The 18,166-nt window shown below is 62.3% G+C and carries 16 protein-coding genes and 1 riboswitch; of the genes, 9 read left to right on the top strand and 7 right to left on the bottom strand.

From position 1 onward, the window contains the following. Nucleotides 1–10 precede the first annotated feature (10 nt). Both U5A67_RS06500 and U5A67_RS06495 read right to left on the bottom strand, forming a co-directional pair. On the bottom strand, nt 11–421 hold the full coding sequence (locus tag U5A67_RS06500) for a hypothetical protein (protein WP_321959684.1): 411 nt from the start codon (nt 419–421) through the stop codon (nt 11–13). A 553-nt stretch (nt 422–974) separates the two neighbouring features. After that, nucleotides 975–2,423: an MFS transporter gene (locus tag U5A67_RS06495; protein WP_321813438.1), complete on the bottom strand. Its 1,449-nt coding sequence runs from the start codon at nt 2,421–2,423 to the stop codon at nt 975–977. Between the two features lie 506 nt (nt 2,424–2,929). Here U5A67_RS06495 and U5A67_RS06490 point away from each other — a divergent pair. From U5A67_RS06490 to U5A67_RS06480, 3 genes are read left to right on the top strand one after another with little or no spacing between them, the layout of a single operon-like run. Next, on the top strand, nt 2,930–5,779 hold the full coding sequence (locus U5A67_RS06490) for a xanthine dehydrogenase family protein molybdopterin-binding subunit (protein WP_321813437.1): 2,850 nt from the start codon (nt 2,930–2,932) through the stop codon (nt 5,777–5,779). Beyond that, nucleotides 5,776–6,441 carry a (2Fe-2S)-binding protein gene (locus U5A67_RS06485; protein ID WP_205982814.1) on the top strand — a complete coding sequence of 222 codons (666 nt, stop codon included), beginning with the start codon at nt 5,776–5,778 and terminating at the stop codon, nt 6,439–6,441. Before U5A67_RS06490 ends, U5A67_RS06485 begins: the two co-directional genes overlap by 4 nt. After that, nucleotides 6,438–7,691, top strand: coding sequence for a cytochrome c (locus tag U5A67_RS06480; protein ID WP_321813436.1), 1,254 nt, complete (start codon nt 6,438–6,440; stop codon nt 7,689–7,691). Before U5A67_RS06485 ends, U5A67_RS06480 begins: the two co-directional genes overlap by 4 nt. A gap of 33 nt (nt 7,692–7,724) precedes the next feature. Here the strand turns inward: U5A67_RS06480 and U5A67_RS06475 are convergent, their stop codons facing one another. Further along, nucleotides 7,725–9,032, bottom strand: coding sequence for a chloride channel protein (locus U5A67_RS06475; protein WP_205982812.1), 1,308 nt, complete (start codon nt 9,030–9,032; stop codon nt 7,725–7,727). A gap of 87 nt (nt 9,033–9,119) precedes the next feature. Then, nucleotides 9,120–9,539, bottom strand: coding sequence for a MarR family winged helix-turn-helix transcriptional regulator (locus tag U5A67_RS06470; protein ID WP_205982811.1), 420 nt, complete (start codon nt 9,537–9,539; stop codon nt 9,120–9,122). A 145-nt stretch (nt 9,540–9,684) separates the two neighbouring features. Between U5A67_RS06470 and U5A67_RS06465 the strand changes: the two genes are divergently transcribed. Next, on the top strand, nt 9,685–10,056 hold the full coding sequence (locus U5A67_RS06465) for a hypothetical protein (protein ID WP_321813435.1): 372 nt from the start codon (nt 9,685–9,687) through the stop codon (nt 10,054–10,056). A gap of 1 nt (nt 10,057) precedes the next feature. Next, entirely contained in the window at nt 10,058–11,020 is a 963-nt protein-coding gene (locus U5A67_RS06460) for a 4-hydroxy-tetrahydrodipicolinate synthase (RefSeq protein ID WP_321813434.1), read from the top strand. On the opposite strand, the gene U5A67_RS06455 is transcribed toward U5A67_RS06460, so the two are convergent. The 3 genes from U5A67_RS06455 to U5A67_RS06445 form a co-directional block, all read right to left on the bottom strand. Then, nucleotides 10,929–12,197, bottom strand: a complete 1,269-nt coding sequence (locus U5A67_RS06455; protein ID WP_321813433.1) for a D-amino acid dehydrogenase — start codon at nt 12,195–12,197, stop codon at nt 10,929–10,931. The genes U5A67_RS06460 and U5A67_RS06455 overlap by 92 nt on opposite strands. A 165-nt stretch (nt 12,198–12,362) precedes the next feature. Further along, nucleotides 12,363–12,453: riboswitch (glycine riboswitch) on the bottom strand. Nucleotides 12,454–12,633: 180 nt separating this feature from the next. Then, complete coding sequence (locus U5A67_RS06450; RefSeq protein ID WP_321813432.1) at nt 12,634–13,743, bottom strand: porin; 1,110 nt, start codon at nt 13,741–13,743, stop codon at nt 12,634–12,636. Nucleotides 13,744–13,962: 219 nt separating this feature from the next. Next, nucleotides 13,963–14,691, bottom strand: coding sequence for a GntR family transcriptional regulator (locus U5A67_RS06445; RefSeq protein ID WP_205982807.1), 729 nt, complete (start codon nt 14,689–14,691; stop codon nt 13,963–13,965). A gap of 177 nt (nt 14,692–14,868) precedes the next feature. On the opposite strand from U5A67_RS06445, the gene U5A67_RS06440 reads away from it, so the two are divergent. From U5A67_RS06440 to U5A67_RS06425, 4 genes are read left to right on the top strand one after another with little or no spacing between them, the layout of a single operon-like run. Further along, complete coding sequence (locus tag U5A67_RS06440) at nt 14,869–15,294, top strand: GlcG/HbpS family heme-binding protein (RefSeq protein ID WP_321813431.1); 426 nt, start codon at nt 14,869–14,871, stop codon at nt 15,292–15,294. Between the two features lie 12 nt (nt 15,295–15,306). Next, the gene (locus tag U5A67_RS06435) at nt 15,307–16,335 is read left to right on the top strand and encodes an amidohydrolase family protein (RefSeq protein ID WP_321813430.1); all 1,029 of its coding nucleotides are present in this window, start codon (nt 15,307–15,309) and stop codon (nt 16,333–16,335) included. 1 nt (nt 16,336) lies between these two features. Continuing rightward, nucleotides 16,337–17,248 carry a VOC family protein gene (locus U5A67_RS06430; RefSeq protein WP_205982804.1) on the top strand — a complete coding sequence of 304 codons (912 nt, stop codon included), beginning with the start codon at nt 16,337–16,339 and terminating at the stop codon, nt 17,246–17,248. A 51-nt stretch (nt 17,249–17,299) separates the two neighbouring features. Then, nucleotides 17,300–18,166: a fumarylacetoacetate hydrolase family protein gene (locus U5A67_RS06425; protein ID WP_321813429.1), complete on the top strand. Its 867-nt coding sequence runs from the start codon at nt 17,300–17,302 to the stop codon at nt 18,164–18,166.

The following is an 18,166-nucleotide window of genomic DNA, read 5'->3' as shown; positions in this document are numbered from 1 at the left end:
CGGCGGCTATTTAACGTTCATTGAGCGTCGGATTGGTTGCCGTAATAAACGGATCAAACGTCATATGAGCGTTATCTTCCAGCAGCATGGTAATCGTATATTGGACGTTGTTTCCCGCGCTGTTGACGCGGCCGCCCCAAACCATTCCGTCGTATTGCGGATACCTTTGCGGATTGACCATATTGGGAATGGCCTGGCCGTTAAACGCAAGAATGGAAATGGATTCGCCAGGGTTGATGGAAACAGCCGACCACACGATCGTATCGCCGTTTTGGCACTTGGTGCGCAATTCGTTGGTCCCTTCCGAGCCGTCGCCGCTATAGCCAGTCGAATCGACCATAAAAACATATTTCGCCAGATTGTTTTCAGCAATTGCCTTGGCGACATTGACAAGCACATTCACATAGATCGTAGCCATCATTCCCCCACGTTTTAAAAATATAAGAAGTGAGTCTCCGGTCCTGATGGAACTGGAGTTGAATTTACGTCAATTACATCGAGACAATACGAAATCTACTTTCCGGTTCGGTCCTGGGAAAGTACGCGCTAGATAAAGAATTCATCCGTCGCGCCAAGCGGAATATAGGAGACTTTCTTCGCGAAAGTACCCTCTCAAGAATGATAGGTGAGGGTGGGGATGTTCTTGTAGCGAGTGCTGCGCGATGTTTATGTCGGAATCCGAATTGATTAATTCGAATTCGCGCTGACAGATTGTTATGTCAGCTTATGCGCGCGAGATAAGCGGATGTACGTATTTGTGTTGTTGCCGGAAATTTAGCGGGGATGCCATTCATTTTCTTGTCATGTAATTTTTTGTAATGGCATCCCGCTAGAAGATCTGGAATTGATTGCGTTCCAGATCGGCATCATCGCGTTGTTGCAAGTGACGCGTAACGCGCGTTTCTCTTAATGGTTTTTGCTAATGGAGTAAACGCGCGAAAAGAGTGATGGCGTGGAGTCAGGTTTGTGATCGATCAAACCGGATTGATTTCGTCCTGACTACGGCGCGTCGTGAGCGGTCCGAGCACACGCAGCGTGATGGCAACAATCGCCAGCGCGCCCGAAATCACGCCAAACATGGCAAGCGGACCGTGTTGGGTCAGCACGGGCAGCAGGATAAAGGGCAGGGCGCTGCTGACGATGCGCGAAAGCGAATACGTGCTGCCGATTGCCGTCGAACGCACGCTCGCGGGGAAAATCTCGGCTTGATAGACGTGGTATGCGTTGCTGAAGACATTCGAAGCGCAGGTCGTCAGCACACCGAAGCAGATAATCATGGCGATGTTATCGGAATAGGCAAAACCCAGACCGAACAACGCAATCGTGACCAGCGAGGCGATCACCAGCGTGCGCCGCTCGATCCAGTTCAGCAGCGGCACGGAAAGCAGCGAGCCGAGCGGATAACCGAGGAACGAGAGCGCCACGAACAGCGTGCTGCCGGTTACGTCGAAACCGCGACTTTTCACTACCACACCCGCAAGCGTGCCGAAGCCGTAATAGCCGAAGCCCTGAAACAGGTGGAAGATCACCAGCATCACATAACGCTTGTCGTAAGGCGCCTTGCCGAGCAGCGCAATGCGTTCGCGCAGACTCAGCGGATGCTTGCGCTCGCCGGTTTCTGCGAAGTTCGTGGGCATGGCCACCCCGGCGCTATCGGCGAAACGGCGCAGCGTGCTGTGGGCTTCCTGCACACGGCCTTGCGCGAGCAGCCAGCGCGGGCTTTCCGGCAAACGATGCTTGACGGCCAGCACGAACACCGCGCCCAGGCTGCCGATCGCAAGAATCACGCGCCATCCCGCGATGCCGTCGTAATGCAGCGGATTGAGCCATACCGCCAGAAAGCCCACCAGCGGCACCGCGATATACGAGGTGGTGTAGGCCCAGGCGGCAAGACGGCCGCGCCGGTCTTTCGGCAGGATTTCGGAGAGGTAGCTGTCCGCCACCGGATAGATCGCGCCCACGCCGACACCGGTGAGAAAGCGACAGATCACCAGCATGCCGGCATTGATCGAGAACGCGCCCAGCAGCGAAAACAGGCTGTACCAGACGAGCGTGAGCAGAAACGCTCGGCGTCGCCCGATGCGGTCGGCGAGACTGCCCAGCAGCAGCGAACCAAAGAACATGCCGATAAAAGCGGATGCCAGCAGCAGCTTGAAATCGGTGCTGTGACCGTCGAGACCGTATTCGTTTTGCAGCGCGGACCCGATCGAGCTGACGAGAAAGATCTCGTACATGTCGAAGAACAGGCCGATGCCGACGACCCACACGACGAAACGGTGCAGTGCACCAACGGGCATCTCGTCCATAAAGGCGCCGAGCGTGGTGGACTGCGGTGCACGGCCGGGCAGTGCGCTGCCGGAGGCTGCGGTGCCGGAGGCCTCGCCCGGGGCATGGCCGCCCAGATTCAGTGGTTGGCTGTTCATCATGTCTCCTGGTATAGGTATGCCGCGGCTCTTCAAGGCCGGCGGTTTGCGCGCTGCCGCATGGGTCCTTTGACGGATCGTGTGACTTTAGGCGCCTAATACCAGTGTCGGCGATTTTCCCCAGCGCGAAAATTGCGGATGACTCAAGCCTCCTTTCCCGGCGAGAAAGTCTGGCTTGCGCGCAAGTCCTCGACATGCTGCGTGTTTCCTATGAGAAATAAACGTCGAATGCGCACGCAACCCAGTTTTTCGATCGGTTTCCCAATTCGCATGCACCAAGGCCAAATCGGCGCAGAATATTGATCTGCGTCACTGTTTCGTGCAGCCGCGAAACCGCGGCCAATCGCCGTAAGCCCAGCCAGACGGGCTTATAACGGCCCCAGTAAGTTGTCTATGCGAGGATCGCTATGGGATCGTATGAGCCTCGATGCCAGAATGCGGGCCGCTTAGCAAGCCGCGACACTCTGTCGCCCTTGTGAGTCGCGCACGCACCTGGAGGTCCCCTCATGAAAAACCACGGCCTGTCACGGCGGGGTTTTCTCAAAGCCAGCATGCTGGCGGGCGTGGCGGTATATGTGGCGCCGTTCGGCAGCCGCGCATTCGCTGCCCTGTTCGAAGAAAAACTCCTCACACCGGTCAAATGGGATGCCGCTACCGGCGCACCCAAGTTCCGTATCGACGGTATCGCCAAAGTCACGGGCTCGAAAGTCTTCGCGCGTGACGTTCGCGCCGCCGACATGCCCCATTGGCCGCAACAGCAGTCGCACGCGCTGATTCTGCGCACGACCCAGGCCGACCGCCTCTACGAAGGCTTCGACCTGAGCCTGCTCGGCGACGATCTCAAGCCCGACCGCGTTGTCACCGCCGACGATCTCGCGCGCGATGGCCTGGCGTTCCCCGCCTTCTACGGCGACGACATGCTGCTGCCCGCGGGCAAGACGCCCGCCTATCTGGGCCAGGCGGTTGCGATCCTGATCTATCACGATTTCGCGCGCTTTCGCTTTGCGAAGAATGCGCTCAAGTTCCGCGACGATGTGATCCGCTACGGCGCGCAGACCGGCTCGCTCGAACGCGATCCGTGGGGCACGTTCCGCTTCGTGCGCGTGGGCGGCAAGACGCCCTATGACGACGATGTCTATTCGAGCCTCAAGGACGCGCCGATTTTCCCGAGCATGATGCGCAAGCACGCGCCGGTCTGGCCGGACGGCAACGAGCACGGCAAGCTCGACGAGCAGGGCATGTTCCACGCCGGTCGTATCGCCGATGAACTCGATCATCCGTCGGGCGACTGGCTGGTGTTCGATCGCGAGTACAACACCCAGTCGATCGACACCGCCGCGCTGGAACCGGACAACGCGAACGGCTGGTACGACGCCGCCACGCAGTCGCTGCATATGGTCGTGCCCACGCAGTCGCCGCTCGAAGTGGCGGATGCGGCCGCGGGCATGGTTGCGAAGTGCGCGTACCCGGTGAAGCAGTTGTTTCTGCATCCGTGCTACACGGTGGGCTACGGCTCGAAGGATCACTACAACGTGCCGTTCTATGGCCTCGTGGCGGCGCTTTATGGCGAAGGCCGCCCGGTGCGCTTCGCGAACGACCGCTACGAGCAGTTCCAGACGTCGATCAAGCGCCACGCGTTCAAGATGCATTACCGCATTGCCGTCGATCGCAAGACTGGGCTGCTTCAATCGTTCAAGGGCGATTTCGAGGCCAACGGCGGCGGTCGCTGCAACTTTTCGCCTTCGGTGGCGATGGTGGGCGCGACGGCCGCGCAATCGATCTATTACTTCCCGAAGAACGACTTCGCGGCCGTGGCGATTGCGTCGCGCGCCATCGACGCGGGTTCCGCCCGCGGCTACGGCACGCTGCAAAGCATGGCCGCAACCGAAATGGCCGTCGATGAAATCGCCGCGCAACTGGGCGTCGATCCGATCGATTTCCGCATTAAAAATGCGCTGCGTTCCGGCATGAAAAACACGCAGGGCGCGATTCCCGCCGGTGCGATCCGCGTGGACGATGTGCTCGAACGTGCGAAGGTGCATCCGCTCTGGACCGGTCGCGCGAAACGCAAGACCGAGTACGAAGCGGCGAATCCGGGCAAGCGCTATGGCGTGGGTTTTGCCTGCGTGCAAAAAGACTTTGGTACGGGCTCCGAAGCATCGCTTGCGAAAGTCGAATTCGACGAAAACGGCAATATCGCTTTGCAGCATACGGGCGCGGAAATCGGCACGGGGATGTCGACTTCGCAGGCCGTGGCGGTGGCGAAGTGGCTTGGCAAGCCCGCAGCGGATATTCGCGTGGCCGTGACGGACTGGCCCGATCTGCCGGTCGTCACGAGCGGCGATCCTTATATGATGAGCCAGGCCGATCAGGACAAGGCCAGTGCGAATCCGCGCTGGACGCCCAATATCGCTTCGCCGTCGAGCGCAACGAATTCGGCGTTCTACTTCACGCATAGCACGCGCGAAGCGGCGCGCGTGCTGTTCCGCTTCGGCCTGTGGCCGGCGGCGATGGCGATCTGGGGGCAGGGCATCGGCGGCGGCCAGGCGGCGCCGCTGGTGGTGCGTATCGAAGACGCGCGCTGGGTGGACGGCAAGCTCACCGCAGCCGGGCTCGAACCGCTGCCGCTCGAACGCCTTGCAAAGCAGGCGCATACGATGGGCTTGCCGACGGGCGCGGCCGTGCACGTGTTCAACCGCTGGCAATGGGCCGAAGCCGAGTTCGATATGGGCGGCACGATCGAGCGCATGCCGATCGATGCGTTGTCGCTGCGTTACGGTAAGGGCGATAACAGCGCAGCCAGTAACAAAACCGTTGCGCCCGCAACGTTGCCGGTGACGGCAAACGGTTACCGTGTGCTGGACCGCAAGCGCGTTTTCATTCCGCCGATGAGCCGCAATAACGCGGCCGTGACTTACTACAGCGCGGTCGGCACGCTGGTCGAACTCGCGGTGCACGAAGCCAGCGGCAAGGTCGAACTGCTCACGCATCACTCGATCATGGAGTGCGGTAACCAGATCTCGCCGCAACTGGTTTCTGGCCAGTTGCAAGGCGGTCTGGCGATGGGCATCGGCCACGCGCTGCACGAATATCTGCCGCTTTACGAGGACGGCCCCGGCAACGGCACCTGGAACTTCAACCGTTATCAGTTGCCGCGCGCATCGGACGTGGCCGTCTGGTCGCAGACCGGCGAAGTGCTCGCGCCGCTGTCCGATACCGATCCGCCCAAGGGCATCGCCGAAGTGGTGATGATTCCCGTGGTTGGCGCGATCGTAAACGGCATCGCGCACGCCATCGGCCATCGTTTTACCGATCTGCCGGTGACCCCGCAAAACATTCAGGAGGTGCTCGCATGACGCAGGCCCAATCCGCTGCTTCCGCGGTGAGCGCCAGCGCCGCCGCGGCGTCCGCCACCGCGGCTTCGGCCGTGCCCGCTCAGCCGGCGGCGCCGGTCGAGCGTCCGCTCGTGCAATACAAGCCGAAGGCGCTTGCACTGACGATCAACGATAAAGCCGTCGGCCCGATGCAGGTGCCCGAAGGTCTCATGATGATCGAGTTCCTGCACGAGTACGCGGGCCTCACGGGCTCGCGTCTGGGCTGCGGGCAGGGCGTGTGCCACGCCTGCGTGGTGATCGTCGATCAACCCGACGGTACGAGCGAGGAAATGCGCACCTGCATCACCGGCGCGCACTTCTTCAATGGCCGCAAGATTCGCACGATCGAAGGCCACGCGAAGCGCAACGAAGCGGGCGAAGTGGTCGAGCTTTCGCCGGTGCAGCAGAAGTTTCTCGAACACTTCAGCTTCCAGTGCGGCTACTGCACGCCGGGCTTCGTCAACGCCGCAACGGTGCTGATCGAACGCCTCAAGCGTGAGCCGGTTGCGAAGGCCGATGTCGAAAGCACCATCATGAGCGCGCTCGACGGCCATCTGTGCCGCTGCACGGGCTACGTGCGCTACTACGAGGCAGTCAAGGACGTGGTGATGAGCACGCCCGGTCTCGTGAAGGACGCGGCATGAAGCGCGCTCTCGTTGATCGATTCGCGCATGGCGTGCTGGCGGCAGCCTGTGCGCTGAGTGTGCTCACGCTGGCGGCCTGCGGTCAGGAAGAATCGACCCCATCGCACGACGTCTTCACGCCCACGCCCGAGCAGGTCGCGCACGGCCGCTATCTGGTCAAGGCCGCCGATTGCGCCGCGTGTCATACCTCGCAGGACGGCGCGCCGTTCGCGGGCGGCGTGAAAATCGCCTCGCCTTATGGCGCGTTCTACGGCTCGAATATCACGCCGGACAAGCAACACGGCATCGGCAACTGGAGCGCCGACGACTTCTATCGCGCCCTGCACGACGGCAATGCACGCGGCAAGCATCTGTATCCGTCGATGCCTTACACGTCGTACCGGCAGCTCACGCGCGCGGATTCGGACGCGATCTACGCCTACCTGATGACGGTGAAACCGGCGCCGGTCGAGAACCACGCGCACGACCTCAAGTTCCCGTACAACCTGCGCTTCGGCATGGCGTTGTGGGACATGGTGTTCCTGAAGGATACGTTGCCGGATGCCTCGACGGGGCAATCGGCGGACTGGCAACGCGGACGCTATCTCGCGAACGCGCTCGGCCACTGCGCCGAATGCCATACGCCGCGTAATTTCGCGGGCCAGCTGGTGGATGCGAAACCGCTTTCGGGCGCGGCGCTCGGGCGCGTGATTGCACCGGACATCACGCCGGCGGGTCTCGCGGCGCGCGGCTGGACGGCTGCTGATCTGCAGCGTTTCTTCAGCGTGGGCATCGCGCCGCAAGGCTCGGCGTTCGGCGAGATGTATCCGGTCGTGCATCTGAGCACGCAATACCTCACGAACGACGATGTGCGCGCGCTGGGTGTCTATCTGCTCGGCGATACGCCGCCTGCGCCGCAACCGCTGCCGGCGGTCTCAGCCGATGGCGCCGCGCTCGCGGCAGGACGTTCGGTCTATCTGGCCGTGTGCGCGGGTTGTCACGGGCTGGCGGGCGAGGGCAAGCCGCACGTTGCGGTGGCGATGAACGGCAATTCCACGCTGCGTCAGGCCGATCCGCACAACCTGCTGGTGGCGATGCTCGATGGTATCGATACGCAGAAGTTCGCGGGCGTCGAAAACATGCAGGCAATGCCGGCGTTTGCGTCGACCTTGAGCGACGAGGAACTCGCGCAACTGGCGAACTATCTGCGCGCGACGTGGGGCGGGCAAGCCGCTAACGTGGCCGCAGGCGATGTAAAGGCGCTGCGTTAATTGCGTGCGAGTAGGACGGTGCTTGCACCGTCCTCATGCGCGGATATAGCGCTTCGCCAGCGCCTCGTAAAGCGGCGGCGCGAAAATCTTCGACACCTGGCTCGAAATCAGCGCGGTCGCCATCAGCGAAAGCACCAGCGCGTGTCCGTTGATCATTTCGATCACGATGACAAACGCCGTAATCGGGCTTTGTGTGACCGCGGCCAGATAACCCACCATGCCGAGCGCGATCAGCATCGGCAATTGCATTTGCCCGAACACCATATGCAGGGCATTGCCGATACCCGCACCAATCGCCAGTGACGGCGCGAACAGGCCGCCCGGCGTGCCCGGCAGATACGAACCCACCATCGACGCCATCTTGAGCAGCGGATAAGCCGCACCGAGTTGCGAATGTCCTTCGAGCATGTTGCGCGCTTCCGCGTAGCCGCTGCCGAACAGATGCCCGCCGCTGGCCACGCCGATCACGGCGATAAAGAGCCCGCAGGCGGCGCCGAATACCACCGGTCGTTGCGTGCGCAACGTCAGCAGTTTCGACGGCATCCAGCGCGGCGTATTGAGCAATAGCCAGCAGAAAAATCCGCCTGCCACACCCGTCAGCACGCCCACGAGCAAGACGGCCGCCGCGAGCAGATTCGGAAAATGCCCGTCGATGGCGATAGTGCCGAAATAAACGTAATTGCCTTGCAGCGCGAGCGAAACGACGCCTGCAAAGATGATTGCGGTAATCAGCACGCCGCTGGTGCGCTGCTCGAAACTGCGCGTCAATTCCTCGATGGCGAACACGACGCCCGCAAGCGGCGCGTTGAATGCCGCCGACAGGCCGGCCGCCGCGCCCGCAAGCGCGAGCTTGTGTTCGAGCCCGACGCCATAGATGCTGCGCAGCCGCGCCGGATAGAAACGCCGCAGGCTGAACATCAGCGCCGCGCCGACGTGGATCGTCGGCCCTTCGCGGCCGATGGTGAAGCCGCCGAGTATCGCCAGAAATGAAACCGCGATCTTGCCGACCAGAATGCGCAGCGTCAGCAGACGCGGGCCGAGTGTGCGCACGTCATGCAGCGTGGCGATGACCTGCGGAATGCCGCTGCCTTCCGAACCCGGAAACCATCGGCGGGTTATCCAGACGCCCAGCGCCGCGACCGCCGGCGTGACGATCAGCGGCAGCCAGAAGGCGTGCGCGGTCATCTTCAGGAACAGGTCGTAGCCGTAGTCGATCAGCCGCGCGTAGAGCACCGCGACGAGACCCGTCACGACCGCGCCGAGCCAGAACATGCCGAAATAGAGCCAGCGTCGCTGGCTGCGCAGGATGGCGCGGCGGTCGATAAGGGTCAGGATTCGCATAAGAGCGCTGGGAAAATGCCGATTAAGGCATATTGTGACATAAATTTTAACGTCACCCAGGCCGCGCGGGCAAAGCGAGGCCTGGTGCTACTCGGCGGCTTGATCGAAGACCCAGCGGAACGCGCCGTACAGCGCCTTGTGCTGGGCCGCGAGATCGAGCAGGAAAGACTCGCCTTTGGGCGTGAGATGCACCTGTACCTGACGGCGATCGGCGGGATCGGTTTTACGCGTCACGAGTCCGGCCGATTCGCAGCGAGAAACCAGCGCGGCGGTGCCGTTGGGCGCGGCCTGCAGGCGTTCGGCCAGTTCGCCCACGGTGGCCCATTGCCGGTCCGGGAAGCCGCAGACATGCAGCAGCAACTGATATTGGAGCGTGGTGATGCCGGCGGCATTGGCGATTTCCTCGGACGCGCGCAGGAATTTACGCAAGTCGTAGCGGAAGGCCGACATGGCTTCGAGGTCGTGCTTGTGCGGAAGCGTGGGGCGGGCGGGTTTGGCGGGGTTCATCTGTGCTCCTAGGTGCGTTGCCGGCTGTGCTGTACAGGTGCCAGCACGGCCAGCCGCCAGGAGGTTACCACGCGCCTGCATTCACGGTCTTTGCGGCGCTGCCCATGATTTTTACGCCTGCTTTACGCGAAGCCCGATACGCTGCTTGTCATCGACACAACGCACGCTTGCCGTGCCCAATCGCATGCAACACGCTCATTCCGTAGCGGTTTCTTCGACGCTTCCTGTCCTGCGCCGTTCGAGCGCCGCCGTTCTGCCGTTTCGCGCGCCGCGCGCGTGGCTCGATATTGCGCTCGAAGGCAAAACACTGGCCGATTCGCGCGCAAATCTGGTGGCGCTGCTGCATTCGGCATTAGGTGTCTATGTGACGCGCACGTGCGAGCGCGGCGAGTCGGTGATCGTCCGGCTCGATATCGCGCCCGAGGATTTCGGCTTCACCTTGCATACGCTGCTGGGTGTCGTGCCGGAGGCAACGGTGAGCGCACTGCGCCCGCGCCACGACAGCGAGGCGAACTGATATGTACAAAGGAATCTGGCTGCCGCTCGTGACACCGTTTCGCGAAGGCACCGTGGACGTGGCCGCGCTCGAAGCCTTGACGGAGCGATCCGTCGATAGCGGAATCGCAGGGCTCGTCGCATTGGGGACGACCGGCGAGGCGGCCTTGCTGGACCGCAGCGAACGCAGCACGGTGATGCAGGCGATTACCGAAGTCGTCGCGGGACGTATTCCCGTGATCGCAGGCGTGGGCGGTATCGACACGGCAGATTTCGTCGATGAAATCCACCGGCTGGAAGTCTGGGATCTGGCCGGCTATCTGGTGAGTGCGCCGGCGTATCTGTGCCCGAATCAGGCTGGGCTGCTTTGGCATTTCACTCAGACGGCTCAGGTCACCGGGCGCGATATCGTGCTTTACGATGTGCCGCATCGAACTGGGGTTGGTATTTTTGCGGAGACAGTTTCCGAATTAATACGTATTCCTAATATCAAGGCAATCAAGGCAATCAAGGCATGCGCGCGCGAACGCTTCGATGCGTTCGGCGCGCTACCCATCGCCATGTTGTGCGGCAACGACGATGCGTTTCTCGATTGCCTGCGTGCAGGCGCAACCGGCGGCATTCTGGCGAGCGCCCACGTGTGTGCCGATCTGCTCGCACACGTGCAACAGCTTTTCAACGCAGGGCAGGCAGAGGAAGCAACGCAGTTATTCGCGCATCTCGAACCGGTTCTACGGTTGCTATTTGCCGCGCCCAACCCCAGCGCAATCAAGGCGATGATGTCGCTCGACGCAAGCCTGCGCGCCGAAACGCGCATGCCCATCACACCCGCCGACGAGACTCTCGTGCGCCGCCTCGCAGCGGCGCGCATCGAACTCGACGAATTGCGGGCGCTTATCGGCCAGCCGCAGCCGCCTGCGCAACAAGCGGCGCACGCGTTGCTGCGACGTCTTCGTCAACCAGCGACGCGACAGCATCGGCCGTAGCCGCCGAAAGCGTCCAGCCCAGATGCCCGTGCCCCGTGTTGTAGAAGACGTTGCGCTGCCGCCCGCGTCCGACCTTCGGCAGCATGCTGGGCAGCATCGGCCGCAGACCCGCCCACGGGATCACGCGCGAAGTCGAGATCGCAGGGAAGTGCTCACGCGCCCAGCGCACCAGCGGCTCGATGCGATCCGAGCGGATATCGCGATTCGCGCCATTGATTTCTGCCGTACCGGCGATGCGAAAACGATCCGCGCCCAGCCGGCTCGTGACGATTTTCGCCGCGTCGTCGAGCAGGCTTACCCACGGTGCGGAGGCGCGGCTCGCTTCGTCGTCCAGACACACGGTAATCGAATAGCCTTTCACGGGATAAACGTTGACGTGATCGCCCACCTGCGCGGCCAGAGCGCGGCTGCCTACACCCGCGCAAATCACGACGCGGTCGAATGTGGATGTCGAAGGCAAGGCGTCGCGCACGGAAGCGATTTCAACCTTGCCGCTTGAAGCATCGACGATCGATTGCACGCTTGTGTCATATTGAAACGCCACGCCCAGACGCTCGCAGGCTTGCGCGAGACCCCGCGTGAATTTATGAATATCGCCGGTGGAATCGGATTCAGTAAAGAAGCCGCCGAAGAAGTCGCCCTGAAGCGTGGGTTCGATAGCGCGGATTTCGTCGGGCGTGACGGCGCGCCGGTCGAGTCCGCCTTCGCGCAAGAGCGTATTCACTTTCGTCGCGGCATTGAATTCCTTTTGCGTTGCATAGAAGTGCAAAATACCGCGCTGTTCGTGATCGAAATCGATGGACTCTCTTTGCGCAATCGAAAAGAGATGTTCGCGCGCCGCAATGGCGAGCCGCACCGTTTCGATCGTGTTGCTGCGGTAGTTTGGAATCTGGCGCAGAAACTCGCCAATCCACGAGTATTTATGCCAGTTGGGGCGCGGATTCATCAGCAGCGGCGCATCGCGCCGCATCATCCAGCGCAGGCCTTTTAGCACCGTGGCGCGGCTGTTCCAGACTTCCGCATTGCTGGCGGATAGCTGGCCGCCGTTCGCAAACGACGTTTCCATCGCGGCATAGCGGTGACGATCGATAACGGTGACGCTATGGCCGCGCCGTGCGAGTGCATAGGCGGTGGTGACGCCGGTAATGCCGGCGCCGATAACGGCGATTCGTGACATGACATGGTCCAGAGTGCGTGAAGCGCATTAGGCATCGCCGGCCGATTGCAACCGGCGCCGATGCCCCATCTGTCCATGTACCTGAGAGTTTCGCCTGCGTGCTTACGGCGCGCGAGGCTCCCCTTCGGTGGGCGCCATCGTTGCGATGCGCCGCTCTCCAGATGTTCCGGCTGCGTGGTCCTTTTGCCTGAGAGTTTCCGGGGCGGTTGCTCCGTCGGCGTCGTTCCGGTAGGACGATCTCTTCCATGCAGCGTGTGAGAACGCCTCAAGATTAGCGGGGCAGAGTGCTCACGGCAACCGCTTTTTCAAAATTCGCTCTGCGATGTTTCGCCGATAGATTTTCTATCGCGCAGCGCGATGTCGTTCTATCGGCACGCGTGCGGCACCGATTCGCGCGGCTTGCCCGCGGCATCCGCCATCGCTGTTAATCCGCGTATCAGAAGTTGTGCACCAGACCGATGATTTCCGTCGTGATGTTTTTGCCCGCGCCCACGGCGATGCCTGGGCCGGCTGCATCGGTCACGGTAAATGCCGTCGATCCGTGGTTGCGCACGCCCGCCACGCCCGCATAAAAGCCCGTGCGTTTCGACAGCAGATAGTCATAGCGCAAGGCCCACGAGAGCGCGTGGCCGTCGCCGCCCGAACGCAGCCAGTACTGGCCGAAGCTCGCCAGCAGCGAACCGCCCGCAACATGGCGGATCAAGGCGTTCACTTCGTAGAAGTCGTGATTGGGCGTGGCGTAGGCGCTCGAAATCGAACTGCTCACGCCGGTGGCGTTGCGGTGCATCTGATAAAGCGCGGCGGTTTTCACGGCGCCAAAATCGTATGACGCGCCGATCAGGTAATAGCGCCCGGTGCCGACTTGCGTGCTGGTCGTGAGCGTGGCGGTGGGCGCGAAACGCTGCTGCAGATAATCGACATCGGCGGAAAACGCGCCTGCCTTGAAGTTCATGCCAGCCGAAAGCGTGTCGCCCAGCGACGCCGGCACGCCGCCCGATCCGTTCGCGCCGCGTGCATAGAGCGCGCGCAGCGTGAAGCCCGCGATTTCCGGCGACACATAACGCAGCGAGTTCGCCGTGCGCGCGACCGGCACGAACACGTAATTGTTGGTGGCGTTGCCCCAGGCCAGCGCATTGAGTTCGCCGATCGAATAGGTCACGTAGCTCAGGAACAGCGGCGTGTAGTTGTTGCCCGCCTGAATCTGCCCGAACGGACCGCGGATGCCAACCCACGCCTCGCGGTTGAAGAGCGCTGTGCTGCTGGCCAACGCGCCCGAATTCACGTTGAAGCCGTTTTCCAGCTTGAAGACGACGGTATAGCCCGCGCCCAGATCCTCCTTGCCGAAGAAACCCCAGCGCGAAGGCGCGACGGAACTGGACGCTTCGCGCACGACGGTCTGGCCGCCCGTGTTGGCGACCTGGATGGCGGTATCGACGATGCCGTAGAGCGTGACCGACGATTGAGCGTGGGCGCAAGGCGTGCCGAGCGCGGCGGCGGCCAGCGTGACCAAAGCGGTGGTGGCGAAGGTTGCGGATTGGGGCTTCACGGTGTCTCCTGAATGGCGCCGTCGAAATGCAGCGCTCTGTGGAAACAAGAGTTTTGTGTACGAGCGAAGCTTGGTCAACAAAAAATATACAAAACTATCGAAAACACCAGGTTATGTATTCGATGGGCGAAAAACGCGCGAACGCGTTCCGTATGCCTCGAAGGGCGCACGGAACGGCTCTGGAAGGGGAAAAACGGGGAGCGCGCCTGGCCGGACGGCTTAGCGCGAAGGCGGGAACAGATCGGCGTCCGCGAGGATGATGTCCGCGGTCTGGCGGTAGTGCGTGGTCAGCAACTGGATGGCGAGCGCGGCGTCGCCGGCCACCACGGCGTCGAGCATCGACTTGTGTTCGGCGCCTTCATGGCGTTTGGGAAACACGCGCCGCACCGAAAGCTGGCGATAGCGATAAAGCTGGTCGGCCAGTTGCTCGCAGAAGTTGATGAGCCAGCGCGACTGGCAGCCGCCGATCAGCGCGCGATGGAATTCGCGGTGACGGCGCTCCCATTCGGGGTTCTCCTTGTACTCGCTGTCGCTGAGCGAGCGCGGCACTTTCGAAAGCCGGTGATAGGCCAGCACGACTTCCTCTTCCCACTCGACCGAGCGGCTTGCGAACGCCTCGCGCAGCGCGACTTCCTCCAGCCAGCAGCGCGTTCGGGTGATTTCCTGCAGATCGCTCGCGCTGATGCCGGCCACCGCGAAGCCGCGCTGGTCGCGCCGCTCCACCAGGCCGTCCGAGGTCAGGCGATTGAGCGCTTCTCGCACGGGCGTCTGTCCGGCCTGATACTGGTCGCACAGAAACTCGATCTGAAGCTTGCGCCCCGGTTCGAGCTTGCCGTCGAGCAGGTCGGCGCGGATGCGGTCATACAGGTTCGTGGCCAGCGTGGCGGCGCTTGCGCCGCCCGCGCCCGCGGGTGTCGCGGGATAAGTCACTGTGCGGGACAAGTTCACACCTCTGCAATGTTTCGTTTGCGAGAAAGTATATCCGATCCGCGAATGTTTCCTGCTGCCTTGCTAGGCTATGGGGTTTTCCCCATGTAAATACACAAAATTATCGACATCGACGTTTTGTATATATTATGATCATCGACAGATCGAATCGCTAGACGCATGCAGGAGACAGGAAAGATGGAGACGTTGACGCTGGATCAGGCCAACCGCATTGCCACCGCCGCGCTGGGCGCCGCCCGCCGCGACAGGTTGCGGCCGATGTCGCTCGTGTTGCTCGACGAAGCAGGCCACGTCAAGCTCGTGACACGCGAAGACGGCGCCACGCAACTTCGCACGGATATCGCCCAGGGCAAGGCCACCGCCGCATTCGGCATGGGCGTCAATACGCGCACGCTGCACGAACGCGCGAGCGGCAACCCGGTGTTCTTCAACGCCATCGGGCCCGCGAGCGGCGGCAAGTTCATCGCGCAGACCGGCGCGGTGGTCATCGTCGCGGCTAGCGGGCAGGTCGTGGGCGCGATCGGCGCGAGCGGCGGCACCGGTGACGAAGACGAAGCCATCTGCATCGAAGGCCTGCGCGCAGCCGGCCTCGCACACCGCTAGGAGCGTCGCGCAATGCAGACCGCTTATCGCTGCGCCTGCCACGGCATCGACGTTCACACGCATATCGTGCCCGCCGAATTCCCGCGCTATCTCGGCGCGCGGGTGCCGCGCGACTGGCCGTCGATGCAGGACGCGCACGCCTGCCATCGCCATGTGGTGATCGACGAGAAAATCTATCGCACGGTCGCCGATCTCTGCTGGGACACCGACAAGCGTCTCGCCGATATGGACGCGCAGAACGTGGCCATCCAGGCCATCTCGCCGATGCCCGAGCTGCTCTCCTACTGGATGGAGCCCGCCGACGCGCTGCCGCTGCTGCAATACCTCAACGACACGATTGCGCGCATGTGCGACGCCAGCGCGGGCCGCATGGTGGGGCTCGGCGCGGTGCCGTTGCAGGACGTCGACATGGCGATCCGCGAACTCGAACGCTTGATGCTCACGCCGGGTTTCGCGGGCGTGGAGATTGGCAGCAATATCAATGGTGCGCCCATCGGCGCGCCGCAATTCGAGGCCTTTTTTGCCGCCTGCGAAGCGCTGGGCGCGGCGGTGTTCGTGCATGCGCTGCGGCCCACCGGCAAGGAGCGTCTGGTCGGTCCGGCGCAACTGGTGCAGGCGCTGGCGTTTCCCACCGATGTCGGACTGGCGGCAGCATCGGCCATCACATCGAATCTGATCGTCAGGCATCCGAAACTTCGTATCGCCTTCAGTCACGGCGGCGGCACGCTGGCTTCGCTGCTGCCGCGTCTGGAACAGGCCAGCCACGTATTCGCGCCGTTGCGCGAATCGCTGGAGCAGACGCCGCGCGAGCAGGCGCGCCGCCTCTGGTACGACTCGCTGGTGTTCGACACGCCTACCTTGCGCCATCTCGTCGATACCTTCGGCGACACGCGCGTGATGCTGGGCACCGATTACCCGTTCGCGTTCCGCGAGCGCGACCCCGTGGGCGGCGTGCAGGCGCTCGGCCTCGATGCGGCCGCCGCCGAACGGCTCATCTATCGCAACGCCCGGGATTTCCTGGGCATCAGGAATGGAGCATGACATGACGCAGTGCCTCGTTACGGGCCTCAGAGGCATCGAGATCGGCGTGCCCGATCTCGAACTGGCCGCGCGCTTCTACGCGGACACCTGGCATCTCACCGAACTCACGCGCCGTCCGGAAAAAGTCTATTTTCGCGGCACCGGCGAGACGCATCACATTCTCACGCTGACACAAAGCGATCGCGCCGATGTGCGCGCCGTCGAATTCAGCGTGGCCGAAGTGGCGCATCTGGATACGCTCGCGCAGGCGATTGTCGAGCATGGCGGCCAGATCGTTTCCGGTCCTGCGCCCACGACCATGCCGGGCGCGGGCACGATGCTCGAAGCACTCGATCCGCAGGGCCGTGTGCTGCGCTTTATCGCGGGCGGCCGCAGCCATGCGAATACGGAAAGCGTGAAAGACCGGCCGATCAAGATCACGCACGTCGTCCTCAATAGCGAGAATGTGGCGGTGGCGCAGGCGTTTTTCGAAAACGCGCTGGGTTTCAGGCTTTCCGACCGCACGCGCATCATGGCCTTCATGCGCTGTTCGAGCGATCACCACAGCATCGCGCTGGCGGATGCGCAGGAGAACAGCCTCAATCACATCGCTTTCGTGATGCCGGATCTGGATTCGGTGATGCGCGGCGGCGGCCGCATGAACGATGCGGGTTATCCGATCGAGTGGGGCGTGGGCCGTCACGGTCCCGGCAACAACGTGTTTGCCTATTTTCTCGGACCGTTCGATTTCGTTATCGAATACACGGCCGAAGTGCAGCAGGTGGACGACAGCTATCCCACGGGCGGCCCGGAAGACTGGAAGTGGCCGCCGGGACGTATCGATCAATGGGGCGTGGGCCGTCACCCGTCCGACAAGCTGAAGACCGCGCAAAAGACCATCTTCTTTCGCCCGGCGCAAGTCGACGCAAGCTGAATAAAGAATAGTTCGCATAACAGATCAATTCAAAAGGTTAGATAAAACATCATGAAACTGGTTACTTTCCGTTCGGGCGATACCACGCGTCTTGGCGTTATCGATGGCGACGACGTCGTCGATCTCAACAAAGCCGATCCTTCCGTGCCCGCCGATCTGCGCGCCGCGCTCAAGGCCGGTGTCGATCTGAACGCGGCGGCGCAGCGCGCCATCGCCAGCGGCGAGCATCGCGCGCCGTATGCTTCGCTCGACCTCGCGCCGGTCGTGCCGGAGCCGGGCAAGATCGTCTGCCTCGGTCACAACTTCTACGATCACGCGAAAGAAGGCGGCAATCTCAAGCCGGTTTATCCGCTGATTTTCTTCCGCGGCGCCTCGTCGCTGATCGCGCATGAAGATCCGGTGATCCGTCCGCGCGTGTCGGAAAAGCTCGACTACGAAGCGGAACTCATGATCGTGATCGGCAAGCGCGCGCGTCATGTCAAGCGCGAAAATGCGCTCGACTATGTGTTCGGCTATGCGTGTTTCAACGATGTCTCGGTGCGCGATTATCAGAAGCGCACTTCGCAATGGACGATTGGCAAGAACTTCGACGGCACCGGCGCATTCGGTCCGTGGCTCGTGACCGCCGACGATCTGCCGCCGGGCGCCGAAGGCTTGTCGCTGCGTCTGATCCTCAACGGTCAGGTGATGCAGCAGGCCAGCACGAGCGACATGATCTGGGGCGTGGCCGAAACCATCGAGCTGCTCAGCGAATGTCTGACGCTCGAACCGGGCGATGTCGTGGCGATGGGCACGCCGGCCGGTGTGGGCTGGGCGCGTGAACCGTCGGTGTGGCTCAAGCACGGCGACCGCGTGGAGGTCGATATCGAACGCGTGGGCCGTCTGCAAAACACGGTGCAGGACGAACAGAGCGCATAA

The organism is Paraburkholderia sp. J69-1, from assembly GCF_905220255.1.
GTDB lineage: Bacteria > Pseudomonadota > Gammaproteobacteria > Burkholderiales > Burkholderiaceae > Paraburkholderia.
The sequence above is the reverse complement of the archived record's forward strand: the minus strand, read 5'-3'. Positions and strand labels throughout refer to the sequence as shown.